Genomic DNA, 23431 nt, shown 5'->3' with positions numbered 1-23431 from the left:
AGCCCGCACCGCCCGCGCCGCCCGCGCCGCCCGCGCCGGGCAGCGTCTCCGCGCCGCTTCCGCCGCCCGCCGGTTCAGGGCACGTCTGATGCCCGAGGGCGATACCGTCTTCCGCACGGCGAAACGTCTCGACGAGGCCTTGGTCGGCGCCGAGGTGGCGCGCTTCGACCTGCGCGTCCCGCGCTTCGCGACTCTCGATCTGACGGGTCAGCCGATCCTCTCCTCGATCGCTCGCGGCAAGCACCTGCTGCTGCGCATCGGCGACAGCACACTGCATTCCCATCTGCGCATGGACGGGGCCTGGCTGGTCTACCGCACAGGCGAGAAGTGGCGGCATCCGGCGTTCAAGGCGCGCGCGATCGTCGGCACCGCGCAGCGCGAGGCGGTGGGCATCGACCTGGCCGAGATCGAGGTGGTGCCGACGCGCGAAGAGGACGAGCTCGTGGGATACCTCGGGCCCGATCCCCTCGGCCCCGACTGGGATGCCGTCGAGGCCGCCAGACGCGTGAGCGCCGACTCCCGCAGCATCCACGTCGCCCTTCTCGACCAGCGCAACGTCGCGGGGTTCGGCAACGAGTACGCCGCCGAACTCCTGTTCCTGCGCGGGATCCTGCCGACCACGCCCGCCCCGGAGGTCGACGTGCCCGCGCTGCTCGACCTCGGTGTGCGTACGATCCGAGTGAACCGCGATCGTCGTCACCGGACCTTCACCGGAGTCGATCGACCCGGTCAGGGAACGTGGGTATACGGCCGTGCCGGCAAGCCATGCCGTCGCTGCGGAACGCTCATCAAGCGCGGCGAACTGGGCGCGGATCCGACCCGTGAACGCATCACCTTCTGGTGTCCCGTGTGTCAGCGATGACCCGCATCCATGCTCGGGAATGAATCCGGCACACCCGTGGTTATTGATATATCCGGAGCACTCCGGAACACGGGGAGGAATCGTGGGCAAGAACTACGTCGACATCGAGAACGACCAGGGCGCGACGCTGCGGTATCGCAAGCACGCCAACGGTCGCGGTCTCGTCGCGCATGGCGCGAAGGTCCATCCGAAGGCGCATGTTGAAGCGGGCGCCTACATCGAACCCGGCGCGCGTATCGGCGCGGGGGCGACCATCGCCCGCGGCGCGTGGATCGAACCGGATGCCGTGATCGGCGAGGGTGCGCACGTCGACGCTCACGCACACATCGGCCAGGGCGCTGCCGTCGGAGACGGCGCGCACATCGGGGTCCGCACCGAAGTCGGAGCAGGTGCTCGCATCGTCCGCGGCGCGCGCATCGGCGACGACGAGACGGTCGCCGCCGGCCTGACGGTCGCCACCGACCCGAAGGGGCTGTGGCTCGCGGCCTGATCACGGCCGCGACCCCAGACCGTCTCGCCGCGTGCGCCGGGTACCCTGGAGCACATGGCGACTCAGGGACGACGACCGGCAGGACGTGCCGGCAAAGGCTCGCCCGTGCGACGCAACAGGGCGGCACCGGCGCAGCGGTTCCCGCCGCCCAAGCCGCCGAAGAAGACCGCCAAGGTCGTGTTCGATGCGCCGGAACGCGAGTCCGAGGAGCCGCGCACGTTCCGACTCGGAGTCGTGCCCGGCGCCACACCAGGCAAGTGGATCGACGCCTGGAAGCAGCGGATGCCGCACGTGCCACTTGAACTCGTGCCGGTGGAGGTCGCCGATCAGCGCGCGGCGCTCGACGACCTCGACGCCGCGCTGGTGCGTCTGCCGCTGACCGACGAGACCCTGCACGTCATCACGCTGTACGACGAGGTGCCGGTCGTGGTCGCCTCGATCGATTCGCACCTGCTCGCGGCCGACGAACTGACCATCGCCGACCTCGCAGGTGAGATCGTGATGGTCCCCACTGACGATCCACTGGGTCCGATCGACATCCCGGGTGCCCTCGCCCCGACGTTCGCGCCGCTGACCGTCGCAGAAGCCATCCCGACCGCTGCCGCCGGAACCGGGATCGTGATCCTGCCCATGTCTCTCGCACGCGTGCACCACCGCAAGGATGTCCGCCATCGACTCCTTGTCGACGGCCCGACGTCGACGGTCGCCCTGGTCTGGCGCCGCGACCACACCACCCCTGACGTCGAGACGTTCATCGGGATCGTGCGGGGTCGCACCTCCAACTCGTCACGGTGATGCGAGCATGACGTCCCGATGACAGCGATGACGGCGACCCCCTCCGGTCGTCGTTAGACTCTCGTGGTGGTCTCGCTTCTTTACGTCTGTGTGCGCCCCGAGCTCGGGGCGGCGGATGCCGAGCACGCCTCGTTCCGACGGGCGCTCGGCGTCGACGTCGTCGACCGCCTCGACCTGCTCGCCGAGCCCCTCGACCCTGCGCGCCTCGCGCGATACGACGGCGTCGTGGTCGGCGGCTCTCCCTTCAACGTGAGCGACGCCGAGAAGTCTGCAGTGCAGCTGCGTGTCGAAGCAGATCTCGAGCGCATCGCCCGGCGGGCCATCGACGGCCGGATCGCGGCGTTCTTCACCTGCTTCAGCATCGGTGTGGTGACGCGGATGCTCGGCGGCGAGATCACGGTGGCCACTCCCGAATCGGCCAGCGCCACCGTGATCGAGACGACCGAGGCCGGCGCTGCGGATCCGGTGTTCGGCCCGAGCTCGCCCGCCCTCACCGTCTTCACCGCCCATAAGGAGAGCGCCGCTGCTCTGCCGCAGGGTGCGGTCCTTCTCGCCACGAACGACACCTGCCCGGTGCAGGCGTATCGCGTCGGGACTCACCTCTACACGGCGCAGTTCCACCCTGAGCCGACCCCGAGGGACTTCGCCGACCGGATGACGTTCTACCGCACCACCGGGTACTTCGACCCCGACGAGTTCGACGAGGTGCAGGGGCAGGTGCTCGCAGCGTCGGTCACCGAGGGCGCCGCCCTGCTGCGCCGTTTCGCGCAGACGTTCGCCGCAGCCTGACTCCGAGCGGGCGAGCAGGCGAGCAGGCGAGCAGGGCTCAGCCGCGCAGCAGCTCCACCCGCTCACGAAGGTATGCCTCGAGCGGCATCCACCCGCCGGCAGTGCTCCACCGCACCGACGGCGCGGCGTCGATCATCGCGAGCGGCCCCGATGCCCCACCCGCATCCACGGCGTCGAGGTCGATCACCGACCACCCGACGTGCACGACGTCGCCCTGGTCGAATCCGCCCCGCAGAGCCAGCGCGCGACGCTCGGCGCGCTCTCGCGCGGACTCGGCCGTATAGCCGCGGCGGCCGGGGTCGGCAGCGCGCAGCACCTCGGCGGTCGCCAGGGCCTGCGTCTCGGTCAACAGCAGCACTCCGATGTGCCAGGCCGCGCCCACGCGAACGATGCGGCGTCCGCGCCACCGGGATTCCCGCTCCTCGCCGAGTCCCTCCTGCGGCAGGCCCGAGAGCGCACGCACGGCGTCGGCTATCAGCGCGGATGCCGTGGTCACAGCTCCCCCTGGGGTCGCGCGCGAACCAGCTCGGGATCGACCAGTCGCGCCGCGTCGCCGCGGATCAGCATGCCGAACAGCGGGAAGAGCAGCACCGACAGCATCCCCGCGCCGACGAGTGCTGCGGCCGTGCCTGTGTCGATCATCTTGTGGTCCGCCCCGATGGCCGTCACGGCGACGATGATGGGCAGCCCTGTGGCGGCCAGCAGCCCGAGCGCCGTGCGGTCTCTGACGCTCGCGCCGAGTGGGGCGGAGAGCTGTGCAGTGGTGCCCCGGAGCACGAGCAGCGCCACGAGGAAGAGGGGCAGCATCAGCATCGCCGAGGACGAGCCGGTGAGCGCCTGGAGGTCGAAGTTCACGCCGGTGTAGAGGAAGAAGATCGGCACGAAGAGCCCGAACGCGATGGCCTCGAGTTTCGTCTCCATCGCCGCTGCGTCCTTCTCGGGCGCGCGCGCCATGATGATGCGCCACACGGCTCCCGCGACGAAGGCGCCGAGCAGCATGTCGAGGTCGAGCATGACGCTGAGACCGACCAGCGCCGCGATGAGCAGCAGCACGAAGCGCACGCCGAACTGATCGGAGGTGTGCAGCGTGGCGCGCACGAAGGCATGCAGGCGCCCATGCTGCATCCGCCGGGCCATCCACACGGCGAGCCCCGCCAGAGCCACGAAGGCGAGCAGCACGGCGGTGGCGAGCGGCGTGGTGCGGGTGCTGAGGAAGAGCGAGATCGCGATCAACGGCAGGAACTCTCCCACGGCGCCGATCACGGTGACCGCGCGACCGAACGGAGTGTCCGTCTCCCCTGCATCCCTCAGGATCGGCATCAGGGTGCCGAGTGCGGTGGAGCTGAGCGCGATGGCGATCACGACCATCCCCTCGCCGGGTGCGAGGAAGAAGCCGATCGCGATCCCGAGCACGACGCTGATGCTCCAGCCGATCGAGGCCCGCACGAGCGGGCGCCCGGAGACGGCACGGAAATCGATCTCGGATCCGGCCATGAAGAAGAGCATCGCGAGCCCGAAATCGCTGAGCTTCTCGAGGATGGGCGTCGGCTCGACCCAGCCGAGCACGGCGGGCCCCGCCAGAATCCCGAGCACGAGCTCGAACACGATGATCGGCACTCGGATGACGGGTCGGATGCCGCGCGCGAGCAGCGGCGCTGCCACCGCGAGCAGCGGGATCAGCACCAGTCCGAGATCGCCCGCGTCCACGCTCCCAGAGTAGCGACCCGCGGCGACGATTCGCCCGGTGGTCGCATCCACGGCAGAATCGATGCACACCCCCGAGGAGCCCCCATGTCTCAGCCCGACACCGCCCGCCTGCTGATCGCCTGCGACGATCAGCCCGGCATCGTCGCCGCCGTCGCCGGCGTGCTCTCCGCCCACGGAGCGAACATCATCTCCCTCGATCAGCACTCCACCGACTCAGAGGGTGGTCGGTTCTTCCAGCGCACCGTGATCCACCTCCCCGGTCTCTCGGCCGCGCGCACCGCGCTCGAGGCCGACCTCGCCCCGATCGCCGAGCGCTTCGGCATGGAGTGGTCACTGCACGACACCGCCCGCCGCAAGCGCGTCGCGATCTTCGTGTCGAAGTACGATCACTGCCTGATGGAGCTGCTGTGGCGCACGCAACGCGGACAGCTCGACATCGACGTGACGATGGTCGTCTCGAACCACCCCGACCTCGCCGAGTCGGTGCGCTCGTTCGGAGTGCCGTTCGTGCACATCCCCTCGGGCGACAAGCAGGCGATGGAGCAGCGCCAGCTCGAGATGCTCCGAGGCAACGTCGATCTCGTCGTCCTCGCCCGCTACATGCAGATCCTGAGCGATGACTTCATCACGGGTCTCGGTGCCCCCGTCATCAACATCCACCACTCGTTCCTGCCCGCCTTCATCGGGGCCAACCCGTATGCCAGGGCGAAGGATCGCGGCGTCAAGCTGATCGGGGCCACCGCGCACTACGCGACGGCCGACCTCGACGAGGGGCCGATCATCGAGCAGGACGTCACGCGGGTCACGCACTCGGAGTCCGCGGCCGAGCTGCAGCGCCGCGGCGCCGATGTCGAGCGCCTCGTGCTCGCGCGCGCCGTGCAGTGGCATGCCGAGGACCGTGTGATCGTGCACGGCCGCTCGACCGTCATCCTCTGAGTCAGGGCTTCTGCGGCACCCCGGCGGCCAGCTCGGCGAAGGCCTCCGCCGCAGTGGGATAGCGGGCGAGCGGCGCGCCCTGCCCCATCCAGAGGGACTGCAGCTCGCCGAGGTTCTGCTCGCCTGCCGCAGCCCGGAATCGCCCTGTGAGCCAGTTCTGCATCGGGAACGGGGCGATGGTGCCGCTCGCTTCGATCGCCCGCACCGCGCGGTTGCGAGCACCGCGGGCGAGGCGTCCGCTCATCGCCCGTGTGAGAACGGTGCCGTCGGCGGGTGTCACGCGGATGGCGTCACGATGCGCCTGGTTCGCGGCAGACTCGGCTGTCGCGAGGAAGGCCGTGCCGACCTGCACGGCCGATGCACCGAGCGCGAAAGCGGCCGCGACACCGCGCCGATCGGCGATGCCGCCGGCCGCGATCACCGGCACATCGACGGCATCCACGACCTGCGGCACGAGCGAGAAGGTGCCGACGAGCGACTCCTCGGGCGGTCGCAGGAACGACACGCGATGACCTCCGGCCTCGAAGCCGGTCGCGATGACGGCGTCGACCCCGGCGTCGGCGAGGGCTGCGGCTTCGCCAACCGTCGTCGCTGTCGCCACCACGCGGATGCCTCGGCGATGCGCCTGTTCGATGAGGTCGCCGGAGGGGATGCCGAACACCGTGCTGAGCACGGGCGGCGCCGACTCCCAGATCGCGTCGAGCTGCTCGTCGAGCGGGGGCACGTACCGCTCGGGTCGTGCCGGCACTTCGAGGCCGACCGCGTCGTAGAACGACTGCAGCGCCTGCGCGAACACGGTGTGCTGCGGATTCGGCGCGACCTCGTCGCCCGTCGGCAGCCAGATGTTCACGGCGAACGGGCGCGAGGTCGCCTCCCGCAGCGACGCGACGGTCGAGCGGATGCGGTCGCCGTCGTAGCCGTACAGCCCGTAGCCGCCGAGTCCGCCCGCCTCGCTGACGGCCGCGGCGAGCGCGACGGACGAGAGCCCGCCGAACGGACCGAGCAGGACGGGGTGTTCGATGCCGAGCAGCGCACGCAGATCAGTCATACATCGAGGCTATCTCCGCTCTCCTGCCCGGAGGCGAGCGCGGATCACCGATCCCCTGCTCGGATGCCGGTGATAGTCTCGGCGGGAGGGATCAGAGAGGCGCACATGAGCGAGTGGTTCGGGCAGATGCTCGGCTTCGTCGCGGCCGCGCTCGGGATCGTCGCGGTGCCCGATGCCGCAGCCCTCGGTGTCGCGATCGCGCTGATCGCCCTGACGACGCTCACGATCGCCGTCGCTCTGAGCCTGGCACCGCCCTCGCCGAGCACCGCTCCGCATCCGCTGCGGGCGATCGACGTCTCGACGCTGCTCGCGCAGAGCGATCCTGATGCCGCCGGTCACCCGCGCCCTCGTGCGCCGGGAGTCGCCGTTCCCGCGTAGTCCGTCCTCGCACGGGACTGCGCGGCTTTCGCCGACCCTTCCCGACACACGAACGGACTTCCATGGACATCTTCGCCTTCCCACCCCTGACCTTTCTGCTCGATGCGGCGTACGGCGCCCTCGCCGGGCTCTCCTCACTGCTCGAGCCACTCGCCGGAGCATCCGCCGCAGCCCTCGCCGTGGTGCTCGTGACGCTTCTCGTCCGCGCCCTGCTGATTCCCGTGGGTGTCTCGCAGGCCAAGGCCGAGCAGACCAGGGCGCGCCTCGCGCCCCGGCTGCGCGAGCTGCAGCGCCGGCACAAGAAGAACCCCGAACGCCTGCAGAAGGAGATGCTCGAGCTCTATCGCTCCGAGAACACGTCTCCGTTCGCCGGCATGCTGCCTGTTCTCGCGCAGGCACCGGTCGTCGGCATCCTGTACACGCTGTTCATCCGCCCCGACATCGCGGGGCACGCCAACGACCTGCTCACGCACGACCTGTTCGGTGCGCCGCTGGGAACGAGCCTCGTCTCGGCCGTCTTCGGCGGCACGGCGACACCCGAGACGCTGCTGGTGTTCGGCGCCCTGATCGCCGTGATGATCGCGGTGGCCGAGATCACGCGGCGGGTCTTCCGGCCGGCGCCGGTCGACGATGATTCGCCGCTGAACTCGCCGGCGATGCAGAGAGTGACGAGTGCTCTGCACTACCTGACAGCAGTGTTCGCCGTGTTCGTGCCGTTGGCGGCCGCGCTCTACCTCACGGTCACCGTCGTCTGGACTCTGGTGCAGCGCATGCTGCTGCGGCGTCGCTATCCCCTGCCCGTGCCGGCCGGGGTCACCGTCTGACGTTCGGCACTCACTCCGGCAGCGGGATCGGCGCCGTGAACGGCCCGGTCTCGTCGCCGCGGTCCTCATCGTCCGCGCCGGTGTCGTCTCGTGCGGCGGCGTCGGCGCGGCGGCGCTGTCGCCGCACGCCGAGCGTCGTGCCGACGCTCGCTGCGACGACGAGGGCGATCGCGAGCATCCTCAGCGGGGTGGCGGACTGGCCGAGGATCAGCCACCCTGCGAGTGTCGCGAACGCGGGTTCGAGGCTCAGCAGAACTCCGAACACACGCTGCGGCAGGCGACGGAGCGCCGCGAGCTCGAAGCTGTACGGGATCACCGACGACAGCACGGCCGTGACCGCGGCGAGCAGCAGCAGCTGCATGTCGCCCGAGACGGTGACGGCCGCCGGCACTCCGACCGGGATCAGCAGCACCGCCGCCACGACGAGCCCGACCGCGAGCCCGCTCGTGCCGGGGATGACGGCGCCGACTCGGGCGCTCATGCGGATGTACATGGCCCAGAAGGCCGCGGCGATCAGGATGAAGACGACACCGAGAGGGTCGAGCGAGTCGGCGCCGATCAGTCCGTCGACGCCGAGCAGCACCATGCCGAGCAGCGCGACGCCCACCCAGGCGGCATCGGCGAGGCGTCGGGTCAGCGCAGCCGCCAGCACCAGCGGCCCGAGGAACTCGATCGCGACGGCGGGGCCGAGCGGGATCCGGTCGATGGCCGCGTAGAAGAAGCCGTTCATCGCCGCCAGCGAGACTCCGAACAGCACGGCAGCCAGCCACTGCACTCTCGTCCAGCGCACCGGCCGCGGGCGCACGATGACCACCAGCAGCAGCGCCGCGATCGCGACGCGCAGAGAGGTCACGCCCCACGGGCCGAGCACCGGGAACAGCTGTGCCGCGACAGCGGCCCCGAACGGCAACGACAGGCAGGAGCAGACGACCAGTGCGACGCCCACGAGCGGGCGGGACGACGCGGACTGCTTCACCCCGCCAGCCTACGGCGCAGGGAGGCTGCGGCGAACGCGGGCGATCAGAGGTGCTTGCCGCCGGTGACGGCGAGCACCGCGCCGGACGTGTACGACGACTCCGCCGAGGCGAGGTAGACGTATGCGCCGGCGAGCTCGGCCGGCTGTCCCGCCCGGCCGAGAGGCGTGTCGGAGCCGAAGGTCTTCACCCGCTCATCGCTCCATCCGGTGGCCGGGATGAGCGGCGTCCAGATGGGTCCGGGGGCGACCGCGTTCACGCGGATGCCTCGTTCTCCCGCCTCTTCGGCGAGCGCCTTGACGAATGCGACCTGTGCCGCCTTCGTCATCGCGTAGTCGATGAGGTTGGGCGAGGGCTCGAACGCCTGCACGGACGCCGTCACGATGATGCTCGCCCCCGGCTCCAGATGCGGATACGCGGCCCTGGCCGAGTACAGCAGTCCGAACAGGTTCGTCTCGAACACCCGGCGCAGCTTGTCGGTCTCGAGATTCTCGAAGCCGTCGATGTCGTGCTGGTAGGCGGCGTTGAGCACCAGGATGTCCAGCCCGCCGAGGCCGCTCCTCGTCTCGGAGACCACCTCCGTCGCGAAGGCCTCGTCCCGCAGATCCCCGGCGAGGCTGAGACCCTGCCTCCCTTCGGCGCGGATGAGCTCGATCGTGCCGTCGGCATCCGACTGCTCCTCCGGCATATGCACGATCGCCACGTCCGCGCCCTCCCGGGCGAAAGCGATGGCGACGGCCCGACCGATTCCGGAGTCGCCGCCGGTGATCAGGGCTCGACGGCCCTCGAGCCGCGCGTGACCGGCATATGACTGCTCACCGTGGTCGGGAACCGGCCGCATCTGATCGGTCAGCCCCGGCTGGTCCTGCTGCTGCCCCGGGAACTCCTCCTGGCGATGCTGGCTGCGGGGGTCTGGCGTGCTGTCGGCCATGGTGTCTCCTCTTCCTCGCGACTCGCGACCGCCGTTCGTGGCGCGAGTCGGGCGTCAACCGAGCCTCGTGGCCTCTCGACGCCCTCGGCAGGGGGTTGACAATCGGCACCACGATCCAGGGCCGGGGCGCGGAGGCGGAGCGGGTTCCTCGACGCGCTCAGGCCGCTGGAGCGGACGGCTCGTCGTCGCCCGTGGCGACGGAGGCCTCCTGCGGCTCGGGAACCAGGTACAGACCGCTCGGAGCGTTGGCCGTGAAGGCGAGCGCCTCGATCCAGGCCCGGTTGACCGACGGCTGCCGGCTGCCGAAGTACTTGAAGACGAGCGAGCTGCCCGGCTGAACCCACACGGTCGTGCGGCCGCCTCCGACGCTGGCGTCTTCACGCCAGCTGAAGGGGAAGGGCTCCGCGCGGCGCAGCTTGGCGGTCATCACGAGCTGCAGATGAGTGAGGGCACGATCCTCGATCTCGGTCTTCACGCTGCCCTCGTAGATGAATTTGCCCATTCCGCTCCTCCTCAGGTGTCCGGGTCTTCGCCATGCAGTTTATGGGAATCCCCCGCCCGGCTGCATCGATGAAACCCCGCCGAAGTCAACCCCCTGCGCTCGGCTTCCTCCCCCGCATATCCTGTGAGAGACCGCGAGGAGACCCACCATGAACGCACGACACATCGACGACCGTTCCGACGAGGGCTACACCCCCACGACCACTCACGCCGAGTTCGGCGAAGGCAACCCCCGCCTGCGGGTGACCCGCGACGGCGAGCGCACGGAGTTCGCCCTCGAGGTCGACGTGGTGCGCATCGGCTCGGCCGCCGACAACGAGCTGCGGCTCGAGGGCGCCGACCCCGTGCACGCGACGATCACGCACGACGACCGCGACGAGTACGTGCTCGAGCTGCACGGCGAGGGCGAGATGAACAGCAACCCCGACGCCACCGCCACGCACCCGGGCGACCGGTCGCAGACACTGCGCACGGGCGCGCGCTTCACTGTCGGAGAGTGGGAGCTCGTCTACGCACGCGACGAGTTCGCCGACCATGGTCGTCCCTTCGGCGGACGCCTCGGCGGCGAGTACTCCGACCAGCCGCTGCAGCCCCCGCGGCCCGACTACTCCGACGAGGCGAACATCGAGTCGGACGCGCCGACGCACGCCGACTCCGCTGAGGAGAAGTGACGGCGGAGCAGCCGTCGCTGGATCGTCTGAGCGAGGTCGCCGCTGAGCGCGGGCTGCGCATCTGCGTCGTCGAGTCTCTGACCTCGGGGCGGCTGGCGAGCACGATCGGCGCGGGCGACGACGCGGGCGACTGGTTCGCCGGCGGCATCGTCGCCTACCTCACCGATGTCAAAGAGAGCCTGCTCGGCCTCACGCCGGGAACCGACCCGTGCTCGGCCGAGTGCGCCGAGCAACTCGCCGAGAGCGCGCGACGGCTCTTCGACGCCGACGCCTGCATCTCCACCACGGGCGTCGGGGGCCCGGAGCCCGAGGGTGGGCACGACCCCGGAACCGTCTTCATCGGGTGGGCGACCGACGACGGAGTCGGCCATCGGATGCTGGCGCTCACCGGCGATCCGCACGAGGTGCTCGACGAGACGGTCGACACCGCGATCCGACTGCTCGCCTTCCATGCCGAGGGCATCAGGCCTGCCGGTCCTCGGCGATCAGGCGCGGCGTCGACTGAGCTGAACGGGCCGGCCGACTGAGAGCCCTGCGCTCTCCACCGTGCACTCTCCGCCGGATCCGCTGAGGTTCATCGCCCAGGCACGAGTCCGATGCGCAGCGGCGCACCGGGAGCGGATGCCGCGGCTATCGCCTCGTCGATGGCTGCGAGCTGCCGCACCTCGCCGACCGCATCCGCAAACGGGTAGGCGCGTCCTCGTCCGGCGAGGAATCCGACGGCCTCGGCCAGCTCGGCTCCGGTGTAGTTGTGCACCCCGGTGACGGTCACCAGTCGACGCACGATGCTCTCGGCGTCGAGCGGCACAGGCTCGGCAGGGAAGACGCTTCCGACGAGCACGACCGTGCCCCCGGTGCCCACGCCGGCGACCGCGTCTGACACGGCATGCCCCGAGGCCTCGATCACGATGTCCGGGTCACGATCGATCCGGCCGGCACCGAACCGTGCGGCGAGCGCGAGCCGTGCGGGTGCGGGGTCGAGCACCTCGACCGTCGCGCCGTGCTCCACGGCGATCGCGGCAGCCGAGAGCCCGACGAGTCCGGCTCCGTGGATGCGCACGGCCGCGCCCTCGAGGTCATGGTCGCGCGCTGCCCTGGCCACGGCGGCCCAGGCGGTCGCGGTCGCGCACGATGCCGGCGCGAGCACCGAGGCCGGCAGCGACTCGGGCACCCGCACGATCGCGGTGCCCGCTCGCACCTGGACGTGCGTGCCGAAGGCTCCGCTGAGATCGCCGTGCACGCCGATGCGATCATGGCCGTATTTGCCCAGCGTGCGGCACTTCTGCGGCAGGCCCCGCGTGCACCGGTCGCAGGTGCCGCACGAGATCGTGACCGACCAGACCACACGATCGCCGATGCGCACCGGGGTGCCGTCGACCGCGACAGCCCCGGCATCGCCCATGGCGATCACGCGTCCGACGCTCTCATGGCCGAGCACCAGGGGCACCGGAGCCGATCGCCGCCCCTGCACGGTGTGCACGTCGGACCCGCAGATGGTCGACATCTCGACCGCGACCAGCACGTCGTTCTCGCCGAGAGCGACACCGGGCACCGCGATGGTTTCGTGCGGGTGGCCTTCACCGATCCACACCATCGCTGTGGCTGCGGGGCGCAGAGCGACGTCGCGGCGATGGCCGGGAGGTCGGACAAGCAGAGTTCCCATGAGGGCCACTCAACTCAGGCGGTGGGCACGAGCGGAAGCAGCCCGCGCTCGGCCAGCGCGCTGTGGAGACGCGTGACGTCCGCGAGCACGGCGTCGGCACCGGCGAGTTCGAGGGCACTCGAGTCGTGGGCGCCCGTGAGCACGCCGGCGACGAAGCCGGCACCGGCGCGGCGCCCTGATTCGACATCGCTGACCGTGTCTCCCGCGACGGCGACCGACGCGACCGACGAGGTCTGCGTGCGGATCAGCGCGGTGAGCACGAGGTCGGGCGCAGGGCGACCTCGTCCGGCATCGACGGGCGAGAGCGCCAGGTCGACGAGGCCGTTCCATCCGAGACCGTCGATCAGCGCGTCGCGGGTGACCGGAGCGAACCCGGTCGTGAGCACGACGGTCAGACCCGCATCCTTCAGGCTCCGGATCGCATCCGCCGCTCCGGGGATCTCGGCGACCCCCTGTTCCGCCACGATCTCGGCATAGGCACCCTCGAACTCCGCCGTCGCCCGTTCGGCTGCGGCCCTGTCGCCGCCCGCGAGATGCGTGAAGACGTCGATCTTCGACTGGCCCATGGTCGCGCGCACATGGGCCAGGGCGTCGTCCCACGGCATCCGATCTGCGACTCCGGTGCGCTCGGCGGCGCGCTGGAACGCGGTCTCGACGACGCCGTCGTCGAGCACGGTCGTGCCTGCCATGTCGAGCACGACGAGTTCGAGTGCCGGAGGTGCGGAGAGGTGCGTGGTCATGAGGTTCCTTCCATTGCGGGTGCCCGCCCGAAGGCGGCGGTGAGATTCTCTTCGGCGAGCCCCAGACCCGTGGTCATTCCGATGCCGGTGGTCGCGGCGAGCACCAGCACCCCCTCCTCGACCCTGTCGATGAGGAATTCGTGCTGCGCCTTGGCGTAGACGCCCTGCCAGCGCTCGAGCACCCGCGGTGCGGGCATGTCGAACAGCGCCTCCGCCTCGGCGAGGAACGCGGCGAACGCCGCCTCCGGCTGGAACGGCTCGGGCGCACTCGACGTGGTGTGCGAGTCGCCGATGATGAGCGTGCCGTCCGGCAGCTGCGTGTACATCTGGTTGAGGTCGAGTGCCGCGAGGTCGGGGCGCTCGGAGTGCAGGCGCTCACGGAGGGCACCGGCCGCCGCACCGTCGGCGAAGCGTCCGTACCGCACGAGCGACCAGCCGGTCAGCAGCGGGGCAGCGAGCGGATGCCGCAGCGTCACCGCCGCTCGCATCATGTCGAGCGCGCACCGCTCGACACCGGCGCGTGCGGCCACCTCGGGCAGCAGCTGGTCGACGTCGTGATTGACCGCGACGACCACCGCGCCGGCGGTGATGGCGCCTCTCGTCGTCTCGACGCGTCGCCCGGCGACCGAGGTCACCGCTGTGCGGAAGCGGAAGTCGACTCCCTGCACGGCGAGGTGTCGCACGATCGCGGCCGCGGCGGTGCGCGGATCGGTCTGCAGGTCGGGCTCGACGTGCGCCCCGCCGACGAGCCCCTCGGCACGGAGCGGCGCGAGACGCAGCAGCTCGTCCGTCTCCAGCATCCGGATGCCGCCCTCGGCCGCCGCCTGCTCGAGCACCGCGATCTCGTCTGGGTGACGAGCGGCGACCAGCGTGCCGGATTCGCGCAGCCAGAAGTCCGCGTCATGAGCGAGTCGCAGCCACAGGTCGCGAGACAGGTCGGCATAGCGGCGAGCCTCGCCGGTCTGCGCGCCGATGCAGAGATGGCCGAAGTTGCGGATCGTCGCCCCGACAGGGGCATCCGCCCTGTCGACGACGATCACCGTGAGGCCCCGCCGAACAGCGGCGTAGGCCGCGCCGAGGCCGATGATCCCCGAACCCACGACCACGAGATCCGCGCTGTGCTGAGTGCCTTTGCGCTGAGTCGCGCTGTGCTGAGTGCCGTTCATCGGAACACCTTCCGCATCCACATCGCGAGTCCTTCGACGACGAGCACCGTGACGAGGATCATCAGCACGATCGCGGTGACCGTCTCGTAGCGCGAGCCCTGGCTGGCGTTGAGCAGGTAGTAGCCGACTCCGCCGCCGCCGACGATGCCGAGGATCGTCGCCGCACGGATGTTCGTGTCGAGCATGTAGAAGCTGTGTCCGATGAGCGCCTGCATCCCCTGCGGCACTGTCGCCGAGGTGTAGGTCTGCAGACGAGTGGCGCCGACCGCGCGAAGCGCCCGCTCGGGGCCTCGGTCGACCTCCTCGAGGGAGTCGGCGATCAGTTTGCCGAGCAGTCCGATGCCGCCGATGGCGAGCGCGATGACTCCCGCCTGCGCACCGAGTCCGGTGATCACGACGAGCACGATCGCGAGGATCAGCTCGGGGATGCCGCGGATGCCGACGAGCAGGAATCGTGCGACGCCGCGCGCGCCAGGGCCGGGTGCGACGTTGCTGGCCGCGAGCGAGCCGAGGATCAGAGAAGGCAGCAGGGTGAGCACGGTCGCTGCGAGTGCGATCGCGATCGTGTCGCGCATGGCGGCGATCATCGCCGACGCCTCGTAGCTGCCGAAGGACGGCGGCCAGAACTTCGCGGCGACCTCGGGGAGCTTGGCCCAGAAGGTGAAGAAGTCGAGCCAGTTGATCTGGCTGACGACGACGCTGCCGATCACGACGAGCACGGCGACGATGATGCCGCTCGTGTTGCGCACGCGCTCTGCCGTCCACGGTCGCCGCACCGCGGTCTGAGGGCTTGCCGCCCATGCAGGTCGTGCGGTCCCCGTGGAACTCGCGCTCGACGAGCCGCGCAGTCGAGGGTGGATGATGCGGTCGATCCACGACCGGGTCTGCCTCTGCTGTCCGAGCATCGCCCCGCGCACCAGGCTCGAGACGATCTCCATCGCGATGCACAGGATGAAGATGACCAGCGCGATGCCCAGGCCTTTGCCGTAGTTCAGCGACTTGAACGCGTACGACATCTCGAGCCCGAGGCCCGCCACACCCACGTAGCCGAGCACGACGCTGCCGCGCAGGTTGATGTCGTTGCGATGCAGCACCGTCGCGACCCAACTCGGCAATACCTGGGGAAGGATCCCCGAGGCGAACTCCTGCATCTTCGATCCGCCGGCGGCGCGGATCGCAAGCCGGGGACCCTCGTCGATCTGCTCGATCGCGTCGGCGAACATCTTCGAGATCATGCCGATCGAGTGGATGCCGATGGCGAGGACACCGGGGAGGGTGCCGAGCGAGAACATGAGCACGAACGCCATGGCGAGCACGACGTCCGGCAGCGCGCGGGTGAGCACTCCCACGAATCGGGCCGCGGCCCGCCAGCCGTTGCCCGGGGTCGTGTTCGAGGCTGCGAGGTAGGCGATCGGCACCGAGAGCACGGCGGCGAGCAGCGTGCCGACGAGCACGAGCCCCACAGTGAGGGCGATCAGCCATGCGAGGTCGGCCGGCTCGGGGAACGAGAGTCCGCCGACGCGGGCCACGAAGTTCTCGGCATTGCCCCAGCTCTGCACCATCGCCGGGATCGAGATGCCGACCTCTTCGACCGCGAGGATGCCGAGCACCAGGAGAGCCACCAGGGTGAGCCCGGCGGCGATGCGCTCGGCCGAGAGCGGGCGTCGGGGTGCGCGGTCGGAGACTGTGGCGTGCCCTGGGGCCGCGGACGACGAGGGTGCGTCCGAGAGCACGGTCATGAGACCCGGGCCGTGTCGATGTCGGCGATGTCGACCGCGATCTCGGTGAGCTCGTTCTGGACGGCGCGGATCTCAGCCGTGGTCGTGGCGACGCGGCCGTAGATCTCCATGACCTCGGCCTTGGTGAGGTCGCCGGTCGGTGTGTCGAGCACGATCTCACCGTGGCGCAGGCCGACGATGCGGTCAGCCCACGAGATCGCGAGGTCGACCTGGTGCAGGCTGCAGACGACGGTGAGGCCCTCGTCGGCGGCGATCTCGCGGATCAGAGCCATGACCTGATCGCTCGACTCGGGGTCGAGCGAGGCGACGGGCTCGTCGGCGAGAAGGATGTCGGGCTTCTGCATCAGGGCGCGGGCGATGGCGACGCGCTGCTGCTGGCCGCCCGAGAGGGTGTCGCTGCGCTGATAGGCGCGATCGAGGAGTCCGACGCGGTAGAGGTGTTCGAGGGCGCGCAGCTTCGCCGCCTTCGAATAGCCCCAGAGCCCGAGGCGCGGTCCGCGGACCTCCGACAGCGATCCGGTGAGCACGTTCTCGAGCACGGTGAGCGAGGGCACGAGCTCGAACTGCTGGAAGATGAATCCCACCCGACTGCGCAGGCGGCGGAGCGCCTTGCCCTTCAGAGTCGGCACCGGGGAACCGAGCACCTCGATGTCGCCCGAGGTCGGGACCTCGAGCCCGTCGACGTGGCGCAGGAGCGTGGACTTGCCCGAGCCCGAGAGGCCCAGCAGCACGACGATCTCGCCGCGAGACACCTGCAGCGACGCGTTCTTGAGCGCCGTGGTCGTGCCGAAGGTCTTCGTCACGCCGTTCAGGCGGATGAGGGCATCGGATGCCGTGTTCATGTCAGTTCTCCTCGTGAATCTCTGAAGCTCGTCGGTAGAGGTGGCGAGCGAGACGAAGCGCATCGACCTCAGCGCGTCTCGTCTCGCTCGCCGTGACCTCCCGCTCGACGAGCGGGAGCCAAGCGGATGTCAGGGTGTCAGCCCTGGCACTGCTCCGCTTCGGTCTCCTTGCAGATGTCGCGGATGAGGTCGTAGTACGCGTCGTCGACCGGCTTCGTGGCGAAGAAGACGCTGCGGAACGAGTCGGTGTCGGCGCTGTCGATGCCGGCGGCGATGATGTCGTCGATCGTGATCTCCGAGAGGCCGTCGATGAGCTTCTGGGCGACGTCGTCGGGAAGCGTCGACGAGTAGACGAGCGGGGCACCGGGCACCATGGTCTCGTCGATGACCTTGACGGCATCCGACTTCTCGACCTCGGAGTCCTCGGCGAAGCCGACCTCGCACTCGACCCCCTCGCCGACCTTCTGCACGCTCACGTCGTGCTTGCCCGCGAAGACCGGAGTGATGTCGGTCTTCGGGTCGATGCCCGCCTCGATGAGGTTGTACGAGGGGAAGAGGTATCCGGACGTGGACGACGGGTCGACGAAGCAGACCTTCTTGCCCGCGAAGTCGTCGATGCTCGAGATGTCGCTGTCAGCGGGGACGATCGCCTGTGAGAAGTAGCCGGGCTCCTGGCCCTCCTCCGTGACGATCGACGAGATCGGGGTGAGCTTCGCACCGTTGTTGGTGGCGGTGACGTAGGTGAATCCCGAGAAGGAGGCGACGTCGACCTTGCCGGCGACAGCGGCCTCGATGAGCGCGGCGTAGTCGGTCGACTCGTGGTACTCGACCGACTTGCCGGTGATCTCGGCGATGTAGTCCATCAGCGGCTGGTAGTTCGTCTCGGTGTCGACCGAGTCGGGCACGACGCCGAAGACGAGCGTGTTCTCGTCGACTGCGAAGCCGCTCGCGGTCGATGATGCCTCGGCATCGGACGCGCCGGTGGCCTCGGCGGTGCCGGAACAGGCGGCGAGGCCGAGCGCGAGGATCGCGGCGCCGGCGAGTACGGGGAAAGCGCGGAGCTTCATGAGGACCTTTCAGAGTGGGAGGGGGTGATCCACGAGCAACTCTGACAGGGCGCGGACCGAGATATATACCTAACTTGCAAGAGTTCAAGGTTCGTTCACCCGGGCTTTCCTGGGATGAACACAGACAGAACGCTCGACCTCCCTGTGATGTCACCAAGTAGTATGCCTATGTGGCCGAAGCTGTATACACCCAGATCGCAGACGACCTGCGCGCCCAGATCGCGGCCGGCTCTCTGCGCCCCGGGGATGACGTGCCCACCGAGTCGGAGCTCGCCGAACGCTGGCGCACGTCTCGTGGTCCCATCCGGAACGCCCTGGCTGCGCTGCGCAGCGAGGGCCTGATCGAGACCGGAAGAGGCCGCCCCGCTCGGGTCGTCTCCCGCAAGGCGAGTCAGGCCGTCGACGTGTCGGTGCCGTTCACCCGCTGGGCTCGCGATCTCGGCGTGACCCCCGGCGCCCAGACGCAGGAGCTGAGTCTTCGCCGGGCAGGTGACCGCGCCGAGCTTCTCGGGGTCTCCCCCGATGACACGATCGTCGGCGTCGTGCGACTCCGACTGCTCGACGGGCGACCGACGATGCTCGAGCGCCTCTTCTACACCGAGGCCGTCGGGCGCCGGCTGTTCGACGTCGACACCGACGAGATCTCGATCACCGAATACCTGGGGTCAGTCGGACACCCGATCGTCGGCCTCGAGCACCAGATCGACGCGGTGGCGGCCGATGACCAGGATGCCGCGCTCCTGCGGGTGCCGCAGGGAACGCCGATCCTCCGGCTCAGCCGCATCTCCCGCGATGCGAGCGGACGCATCTTCGAAGCATCGGAGGACCGCTATCTCAGCGAGGTGGTGCGGTTCACCGTCGCAGCGTCGGGAATATCGACAGACGGGCACTACATGCGTGCAGTCGGCGGCTAGGAGCCAGCAGGTCGGTTTCGATTCCTCGAGGGAAGAAGCCGATCGCGAGCGCGCTGGGGATCAGATTCCAGAGATCGCGCTCGCGATCACAGCGCTGGGGATGCGCTATTTCTGGGGTATACCCAATGTAAGCTCCCGGCTACACCATGGAACACGGTCTATAGTCGAGACCTACCCTGGACTTTCGTCTAGTCCTTGAGCGTGCATCCCCGGAATTCCGCGGGTTTTCCCCCAGCGTATCGGAATGCTGGACGAGGATTCTGACCGCGTTCCGTCGCCAAGATGCCGGAATACCGGTTTGGTCAGACGATCGGCAGGAGAGCTGTCACGACCCAGCGTCCGTCCGCTTCTCCGGCACTGAACTCACCACTGGCACCGAGAACACGTTCGGCCATCCGCCCGATGCCGGTGCGGCTCGACGAGAGCTCGCGACGCGGCGTGACAGAGAGAGGGCTACTCACCGTCAGCTTTGCGGAGTCGTCATCGATGTCGAATCGGATCAGGACTTCGCCCTCGCCTGCGTACTTGAGGACGTTGGTGGCCGACTCGCGCAAGATGCGCGCGAGGATGATCTCGGCCGCGCGTGGGATGCGCTCGTCAGAGGGGTCGCCGTCGACGATCACGGCATGACCCGCGGATTCGAACTCCTGCTGGGCTTCGTCGACGGACGCCGCCAGATCACCCGAGGGCATGCCCTCGGACCGGGGTCCGTCGTCTGCGAGGTCGATCACGAAGCGGAGATCGGTCATCGCCTTGCGTGCGGCGATGCGGATCGCCTCCTGCGATTCGCTGCTGGTGCGATCGTCGTCGAGCATCTGCACGTGCAGCGCCACCACCGTGAGGTGGTGCGCGATGCTGTCGTGCAACTCGCCGGCGATCCAACGTCGCTCAGCGAGTACTGCCTGCCGTTCCTGCTCGGCCTTCTCAGCCAGCTGCACCTCGAGCGTCCGCCCTCGGGCGAACGCGATGCGAAGTGCGAAGCCGACGGCTCCGGATACTGCGGCGCCGACCAGGAAGATCGCGATATTGAAGGCATCCCTCGAGTCGCCAGTGACGACCAGTGCGGATGCGAGGAGGAAAACTCCGGCATAGGACAGGACCAAGGAGGTCCATCCCAGACGCACGATCAGGCCTGCCGCGAAAGCGGCGGTCGTGAGCACCTGGGCTTCGATGCCGGGGATGAAGGAGAGTGCGAACACCACGCCGAGGGCGTATGTCGCGATCAGTGGCGACCAGAGATACAGGGCCAAGACCGCGGTGGATGCGATCCCGAGTGCCGCCGTCAGAGGATCCAATCCCGGAGGAAGGAACAGTCCGACGATGTCGAAGGTGACGATCGTTCCGACGACCGCCAATACGGCGATCCGTTCGATCGTGCTGAGCTTCTCGCCCTTTCCGAGTCGAGTGACGTCTGCGCGTTCACCCGCCGGAAGACTTGAAGCCATACTTCAGTATCTCCTTTCCGCCATATAGATTAACGGTAGAAGCCGAAAAAGAGTCCAACCTGGTTCCAGAAAGACATAGAGATTCACCTCCTTTATTGCACTTTTGACTAGCGATGTACTCATCTTCTCGGTGATCTTCTCGCACCACATCTGTCGCACGTCTAGACCTCGATAGCCAAAGGTCTAAGACATCGCGCCGCAGGTACACCCCGGTTAGGCTTCCTCCATGTCCCAAATCCGAGTCGTGATCGTCGATGATGATCCCCTGGTGCGCTCAGCGCTCTCTCACTTCGTCTCACGAGACCCGGAGATCACGGTGGTCGCGGAGGCGGAGTCCGGCCTCGAGGGCATTGAAGTCGTGGAGCGCGAGCATCCTGATGTCGTGATGATGGACGTGCAGATGCCGGAGATGAACGGCATCGAGGCGACTGCGGTCATCAGTGAGCGGTGGCCCGAGGTCAAGATCCTGGCGGTGACGACGCTCGATGGCAGCGACACCGTGCTTCCGATGCTCAGTGCCGGTGCATCGGGCTATCTGCTCAAGGACTCCAGCGCGGCGAGCATTCTCGAGGGCGTGCGTGAGGTGTACAGCGGAGCGAGCTCTCTGTCACCTCGCATCGCCTCGTTGCTGATCAAGCACGTGCGCGATACGGAGCCGGTAGGCGGCGACGACTCGCTCGAGGCGCTCACCGACCGCGAGCAAGAGGTGCTGCAGCGTCTCGCCCAGGGGATGTCGAACGCTGAGATCGCGCGCACGCTGATCGTGTCGGAGGGAACGGTGAAAGCGCACCTCGGCCGCATCATGTCGAAGTGGCACGTTCGCGACCGTGTGCAGATCCTGGTCACGGCGGCGCACGCCGGCCTGGTCGACTTCCGCTGACGCGGAGACTGTCGAGGCTGGCGTCTGCTCACGCGGGGGCTGCCCACTCTGGCGTCTGCTCACGGGGCCCGCTGAAGCCGGATCACGACGGCTGGATCCCACCGAAGTCGAACCGGATCCGAAAGCACGCAAGGCGACCGCGACCGAGTCGCAGGTCACCCCGTTCGGGCGAGGTGCTTCCGGGGCAGGTCTGCGGGGAGGCTGAGTTTCGGGGTGCGCCAGTGCTGGGCGGGATCCCACCATGCCGGTCCGCGCACCTGCGGAAGGCCGTCACTCATCCGGATCTCCCACCCCGAGGTGCCGAGGGACCGGTGATGCCACCAACACAACGGCACACCATTATCCGTATGCGTCGGGCCGCCCCTGGCGTGCTCGGTGACATGGTGGATCTCACACCACGACGCGGGAACGTGGCATCCAGGGATCAGGCACTCCTTGTCGCGGGCGATGATCGCCCGACGCTGATGCACGGTGAAGATCCGATCCGTGGTCGTGATCCCGATGATCCGCCCCTCGTCCATGAGCACGCGCTGAATCGCCCCCGAGCACGCGACCTGCGCCGCGACAGAGACGGGAACATGAGCACCGGAACCGGGGATCGTCGCCCACCCACCATTGCCACCCGCTCCGGCCCCAGAGCCCCCGGCTGCGGCACCTCCGAAGGCGGCACCCCCGAAGGCAGCGCCGGTGGCCTGAGCGGCATGGTGGGCGAGGTCTGTCGCGTCGACCGTCACGACGACGACCGGTGATGCACCGCCGAGGGTGGGCATGTCCTTGTGCCGCGCCGCGATCGCCAGCGCTGCGGCGAGAGCGTCGTGACGTTTCTGCGCCGCGGTGCGGTCATCGAGCACGCTCCGCTCATCCGAGTTGAACGGATCCTCCCCCGCATCCGTGTCAGAGTTCGGGTCCGCATCCGCATCCGCACCAGCACCAGCACCAGCACCAGCACCAGCACCAGCACCAGCACCAGCACCTGAATCCGCATCCGCATCCGCATCTGAGCCCGCGCCGCCGCCGGGGGTGAAGAACACCCCTGGCCGGGGCGGGCCGTCGCCTTTGGGGTTGAGGATCGCGTCCATGATGAGTTGGAACTGGGCAGCGACATCCGGGGTCAGATACCCGCGGATCGCGTGCACACCATCCTTCAATCGCCCGATCGTGACGCCCCGCCGACGCCTCGCGTCCTGGTCTTTGGGTTCTTCCCCGTCGGGGTCGAACATCGATGCGAGATCCTCGGCGAGAGCTTTCAGATCCTCCGTCGTCGGCGACGGACCAGGCGCATCTGGGTCCATATCCGGGTCGGCCTTCAGGCCGTGCCCGCGCGCGCACCCCGCCAACGCCACATCCGCCGCCAACCGCTGGTCGACGCTGAGCCTGTCCCAGACCTTCTCGATCGGGCCCGTCGCGGCGAGGAACCCGTCGATCCCGATCACCCCGTCCAACAGCGCCGTCCGCAACTCCGGCCACCGGGCGGGGAGCCGCTCCCCCGACACCAGGCTCACATCCCGCCGCACCCGGTCGATGACCTTCCCCACCCGGGTCGCACCCCGCGCATCGACGAGCACCGTCCGCTGCAGCAGCTCGTTCTCGCCCCGGCAGCCTGCGGAGTGCGGGAAGTCACCCATCTCGCCCGTCGCGACGGTCTCGACGACCACCGCCTCCACCCGACGAAACGCCGCCCCCGCCGCCACCAGAACGCCGATCCGCTCCGCATCGGACAACCCCGCCAACGCGTCATCGGACAGCACCGCATCGAGGTCGGTGATGACCCGATTCAGAAGCTCCGCGGTGCTGTTCATACTCCCCAGTCAACCCGCGACCACCGACATTCAGCACCCCGAATCGTCTGGATTTACCCCAGTTCAACGCCATATTCCAATCTCTCAGTACAACACGCGAGATTCGCACCCCCGGGCGCCGGAAGTTCAGGAGATGGGAAGGACGGAGAGGGAGACCGACGAGGCGAGAGAGAAGAAGAGAGAGGCCAACGAGAGGAGGGAGAAGAGCGGGAGACCGACGAGGCGAGAGAAGAGAAGAGAGCGGCCAACGCGAGGAGGGAGAAGCGAGTC

Annotated in this window: 25 protein-coding genes; 11 read left to right on the top strand and 14 right to left on the bottom strand. The window is 68.9% G+C overall.

The genetic code is table 11. The features are described from left to right. Positions 1-88: 88 nt before the first annotated feature. From RU09_RS10075 to RU09_RS10060, 4 genes are all read left to right on the top strand, one after another. The gene (locus RU09_RS10075) at positions 89-862 is read left to right on the top strand and encodes a DNA-formamidopyrimidine glycosylase family protein (protein WP_042540182.1); all 774 of its coding nucleotides are present in this window, start codon (positions 89-91) and stop codon (positions 860-862) included. A gap of 82 nt (positions 863-944) precedes the next feature. Beyond that, complete coding sequence (locus RU09_RS10070) at positions 945-1352, top strand: DapH/DapD/GlmU-related protein (RefSeq protein WP_042540126.1); 408 nt, start codon at positions 945-947, stop codon at positions 1350-1352. Between the two features lie 54 nt (positions 1353-1406). Next, a complete protein-coding gene (locus RU09_RS10065) occupies positions 1407-2147 on the top strand; it encodes a LysR family transcriptional regulator substrate-binding protein (protein ID WP_042540123.1) in 741 nt (246 codons plus the stop codon). Between the two features lie 66 nt (positions 2148-2213). Beyond that, positions 2214-2936, top strand: a complete 723-nt coding sequence (locus RU09_RS10060) for a glutamine amidotransferase-related protein (RefSeq protein WP_042540180.1) — start codon at positions 2214-2216, stop codon at positions 2934-2936. Positions 2937-2973: 37 nt separating this feature from the next. Here the strand turns inward: RU09_RS10060 and RU09_RS10055 are convergent, their stop codons facing one another. Continuing rightward, positions 2974-3432 (bottom strand): hypothetical protein, encoded by a 459-nt coding sequence (locus RU09_RS10055; RefSeq protein WP_042540121.1) that lies wholly within the window; start codon positions 3430-3432, stop codon positions 2974-2976. Beyond that, complete coding sequence (locus RU09_RS10050; protein WP_042540178.1) at positions 3429-4643, bottom strand: cation:proton antiporter; 1215 nt, start codon at positions 4641-4643, stop codon at positions 3429-3431. The genes RU09_RS10055 and RU09_RS10050 overlap by 4 nt, the downstream gene beginning before the upstream one ends. An 84-nt stretch (positions 4644-4727) precedes the next feature. On the opposite strand from RU09_RS10050, the gene purU reads away from it, so the two are divergent. Continuing rightward, entirely contained in the window at positions 4728-5579 is an 852-nt protein-coding gene (purU, locus tag RU09_RS10045) for a formyltetrahydrofolate deformylase (protein ID WP_042540119.1), read from the top strand. A gap of 1 nt (position 5580) precedes the next feature. Here purU and RU09_RS10040 read toward each other — a convergent pair whose 3' ends face one another. Next, positions 5581-6627: an NAD(P)H-dependent flavin oxidoreductase gene (locus RU09_RS10040; protein ID WP_042540117.1), complete on the bottom strand. Its 1047-nt coding sequence runs from the start codon at positions 6625-6627 to the stop codon at positions 5581-5583. 105 nt (positions 6628-6732) lie between these two features. On the opposite strand from RU09_RS10040, the gene RU09_RS10035 reads away from it, so the two are divergent. Further along, on the top strand, positions 6733-7005 hold the full coding sequence (locus tag RU09_RS10035; protein WP_042540176.1) for a DUF6412 domain-containing protein: 273 nt from the start codon (positions 6733-6735) through the stop codon (positions 7003-7005). Between the two features lie 62 nt (positions 7006-7067). Further along, positions 7068-7829: a YidC/Oxa1 family membrane protein insertase gene (locus RU09_RS10030; RefSeq protein WP_042540115.1), complete on the top strand. Its 762-nt coding sequence runs from the start codon at positions 7068-7070 to the stop codon at positions 7827-7829. Positions 7830-7839: 10 nt separating this feature from the next. On the opposite strand, the gene RU09_RS10025 is transcribed toward RU09_RS10030, so the two are convergent. From RU09_RS10025 to RU09_RS10015, 3 genes are all read right to left on the bottom strand, one after another. Next, entirely contained in the window at positions 7840-8805 is a 966-nt protein-coding gene (locus RU09_RS10025) for an EamA family transporter (RefSeq protein ID WP_082041084.1), read from the bottom strand. Positions 8806-8849: 44 nt separating this feature from the next. After that, positions 8850-9734 (bottom strand): SDR family oxidoreductase, encoded by an 885-nt coding sequence (locus tag RU09_RS10020; protein WP_042540113.1) that lies wholly within the window; start codon positions 9732-9734, stop codon positions 8850-8852. A gap of 157 nt (positions 9735-9891) precedes the next feature. Continuing rightward, positions 9892-10236, bottom strand: a complete 345-nt coding sequence (locus tag RU09_RS10015) for a DUF7882 family protein (protein WP_042540111.1) — start codon at positions 10234-10236, stop codon at positions 9892-9894. Between the two features lie 148 nt (positions 10237-10384). Here RU09_RS10015 and RU09_RS10010 point away from each other — a divergent pair, with 148 nt between their 5' ends. Together RU09_RS10010 and RU09_RS10005 are read left to right on the top strand one after the other, a co-directional pair. Beyond that, positions 10385-10906, top strand: a complete 522-nt coding sequence (locus RU09_RS10010) for an FHA domain-containing protein (RefSeq protein ID WP_042540109.1) — start codon at positions 10385-10387, stop codon at positions 10904-10906. Beyond that, complete coding sequence (locus RU09_RS10005) at positions 10903-11433, top strand: CinA family protein (protein ID WP_042540107.1); 531 nt, start codon at positions 10903-10905, stop codon at positions 11431-11433. Before RU09_RS10010 ends, RU09_RS10005 begins: the two co-directional genes overlap by 4 nt. A 47-nt stretch (positions 11434-11480) precedes the next feature. Here the strand turns inward: RU09_RS10005 and RU09_RS10000 are convergent, their stop codons facing one another. The 6 genes from RU09_RS10000 to RU09_RS09975 form a co-directional block, all read right to left on the bottom strand. After that, the gene (locus RU09_RS10000; protein ID WP_042540105.1) at positions 11481-12569 is read right to left on the bottom strand and encodes an alcohol dehydrogenase catalytic domain-containing protein; all 1089 of its coding nucleotides are present in this window, start codon (positions 12567-12569) and stop codon (positions 11481-11483) included. A gap of 14 nt (positions 12570-12583) precedes the next feature. Next, positions 12584-13309, bottom strand: coding sequence for a phosphonatase-like hydrolase (locus RU09_RS09995; RefSeq protein WP_042540103.1), 726 nt, complete (start codon positions 13307-13309; stop codon positions 12584-12586). After that, positions 13306-14475 (bottom strand): TIGR03364 family FAD-dependent oxidoreductase, encoded by a 1170-nt coding sequence (locus RU09_RS09990; RefSeq protein WP_042540101.1) that lies wholly within the window; start codon positions 14473-14475, stop codon positions 13306-13308. The genes RU09_RS09995 and RU09_RS09990 overlap by 4 nt, the downstream gene beginning before the upstream one ends. Next, a complete protein-coding gene (phnE, locus tag RU09_RS09985; protein WP_042540099.1) occupies positions 14472-16214 on the bottom strand; it encodes a phosphonate ABC transporter, permease protein PhnE in 1743 nt (580 codons plus the stop codon). Before phnE ends, RU09_RS09990 begins: the two co-directional genes overlap by 4 nt. Then, entirely contained in the window at positions 16211-17056 is an 846-nt protein-coding gene (phnC, locus tag RU09_RS09980) for a phosphonate ABC transporter ATP-binding protein (RefSeq protein ID WP_042540097.1), read from the bottom strand. The genes phnE and phnC overlap by 4 nt, the downstream gene beginning before the upstream one ends. A 137-nt stretch (positions 17057-17193) precedes the next feature. Beyond that, positions 17194-18123, bottom strand: a complete 930-nt coding sequence (locus RU09_RS09975) for a phosphate/phosphite/phosphonate ABC transporter substrate-binding protein (RefSeq protein ID WP_042540095.1) — start codon at positions 18121-18123, stop codon at positions 17194-17196. Positions 18124-18293: 170 nt separating this feature from the next. On the opposite strand from RU09_RS09975, the gene RU09_RS09970 reads away from it, so the two are divergent. Continuing rightward, entirely contained in the window at positions 18294-19037 is a 744-nt protein-coding gene (locus RU09_RS09970; RefSeq protein ID WP_042540093.1) for a GntR family transcriptional regulator, read from the top strand. 302 nt (positions 19038-19339) lie between these two features. Here the strand turns inward: RU09_RS09970 and RU09_RS09965 are convergent, their stop codons facing one another. Further along, on the bottom strand, positions 19340-20482 hold the full coding sequence (locus RU09_RS09965) for a sensor histidine kinase (RefSeq protein WP_042540091.1): 1143 nt from the start codon (positions 20480-20482) through the stop codon (positions 19340-19342). A 226-nt stretch (positions 20483-20708) separates the two neighbouring features. Here RU09_RS09965 and RU09_RS09960 point away from each other — a divergent pair, with 226 nt between their 5' ends. After that, on the top strand, positions 20709-21362 hold the full coding sequence (locus RU09_RS09960) for a response regulator (protein WP_228385565.1): 654 nt from the start codon (positions 20709-20711) through the stop codon (positions 21360-21362). 155 nt (positions 21363-21517) lie between these two features. Here the strand turns inward: RU09_RS09960 and RU09_RS09955 are convergent, their stop codons facing one another. Then, a complete protein-coding gene (locus RU09_RS09955; RefSeq protein ID WP_042540087.1) occupies positions 21518-23161 on the bottom strand; it encodes an HNH endonuclease signature motif containing protein in 1644 nt (547 codons plus the stop codon). Positions 23162-23431 lie beyond the last annotated feature (270 nt).

This window comes from Microbacterium sp. MEJ108Y (assembly GCF_000834175.1).
GTDB lineage: Bacteria > Actinomycetota > Actinomycetes > Actinomycetales > Microbacteriaceae > Microbacterium > Microbacterium forte.
Note: the sequence above shows the minus strand (reverse complement) of the source record. Positions and strands in the feature narration are given on the sequence as shown.

Bases quoted from the DNA above. Each gene is read 5' to 3' on its own strand.
- RU09_RS10020 (WP_042540113.1), bottom strand. From the start codon at position 9,734: ATGGCCGACAGCACGCCAGACCCCCGCAGCCAGCATCGCCAGGAGGAG.
- phnE (WP_042540099.1), bottom strand. From the start codon at position 16,214: ATGACCGTGCTCTCGGACGCACCCTCGTCGTCCGCGGCCCCAGGGCAC.
- phnC (WP_042540097.1), bottom strand. From the start codon at position 17,056: ATGAACACGGCATCCGATGCCCTCATCCGCCTGAACGGCGTGACGAAG.
- RU09_RS10030 (WP_042540115.1), top strand. From the start codon at position 7,068: ATGGACATCTTCGCCTTCCCACCCCTGACCTTTCTGCTCGATGCGGCG.
- RU09_RS09965 (WP_042540091.1), bottom strand. From the start codon at position 20,482: ATGGCTTCAAGTCTTCCGGCGGGTGAACGCGCAGACGTCACTCGACTC.
- RU09_RS10015 (WP_042540111.1), bottom strand. From the start codon at position 10,236: ATGGGCAAATTCATCTACGAGGGCAGCGTGAAGACCGAGATCGAGGAT.
- purU (WP_042540119.1), top strand. From the start codon at position 4,728: ATGTCTCAGCCCGACACCGCCCGCCTGCTGATCGCCTGCGACGATCAG.
- RU09_RS10065 (WP_042540123.1), top strand. From the start codon at position 1,407: ATGGCGACTCAGGGACGACGACCGGCAGGACGTGCCGGCAAAGGCTCG.
- RU09_RS10035 (WP_042540176.1), top strand. From the start codon at position 6,733: ATGAGCGAGTGGTTCGGGCAGATGCTCGGCTTCGTCGCGGCCGCGCTC.
- RU09_RS09955 (WP_042540087.1), bottom strand. From the start codon at position 23,161: ATGAACAGCACCGCGGAGCTTCTGAATCGGGTCATCACCGACCTCGAT.
- RU09_RS09960 (WP_228385565.1), top strand. From the start codon at position 20,709: ATGTCCCAAATCCGAGTCGTGATCGTCGATGATGATCCCCTGGTGCGC.
- RU09_RS09995 (WP_042540103.1), bottom strand. From the start codon at position 13,309: ATGACCACGCACCTCTCCGCACCTCCGGCACTCGAACTCGTCGTGCTC.
- RU09_RS10075 (WP_042540182.1), top strand. From the start codon at position 89: ATGCCCGAGGGCGATACCGTCTTCCGCACGGCGAAACGTCTCGACGAG.
- RU09_RS10010 (WP_042540109.1), top strand. From the start codon at position 10,385: ATGAACGCACGACACATCGACGACCGTTCCGACGAGGGCTACACCCCC.
- RU09_RS09990 (WP_042540101.1), bottom strand. From the start codon at position 14,475: ATGAACGGCACTCAGCACAGCGCGACTCAGCGCAAAGGCACTCAGCAC.
- RU09_RS09975 (WP_042540095.1), bottom strand. From the start codon at position 18,123: ATGAAGCTCCGCGCTTTCCCCGTACTCGCCGGCGCCGCGATCCTCGCG.
- RU09_RS10000 (WP_042540105.1), bottom strand. From the start codon at position 12,569: ATGGGAACTCTGCTTGTCCGACCTCCCGGCCATCGCCGCGACGTCGCT.
- RU09_RS10040 (WP_042540117.1), bottom strand. From the start codon at position 6,627: ATGACTGATCTGCGTGCGCTGCTCGGCATCGAACACCCCGTCCTGCTC.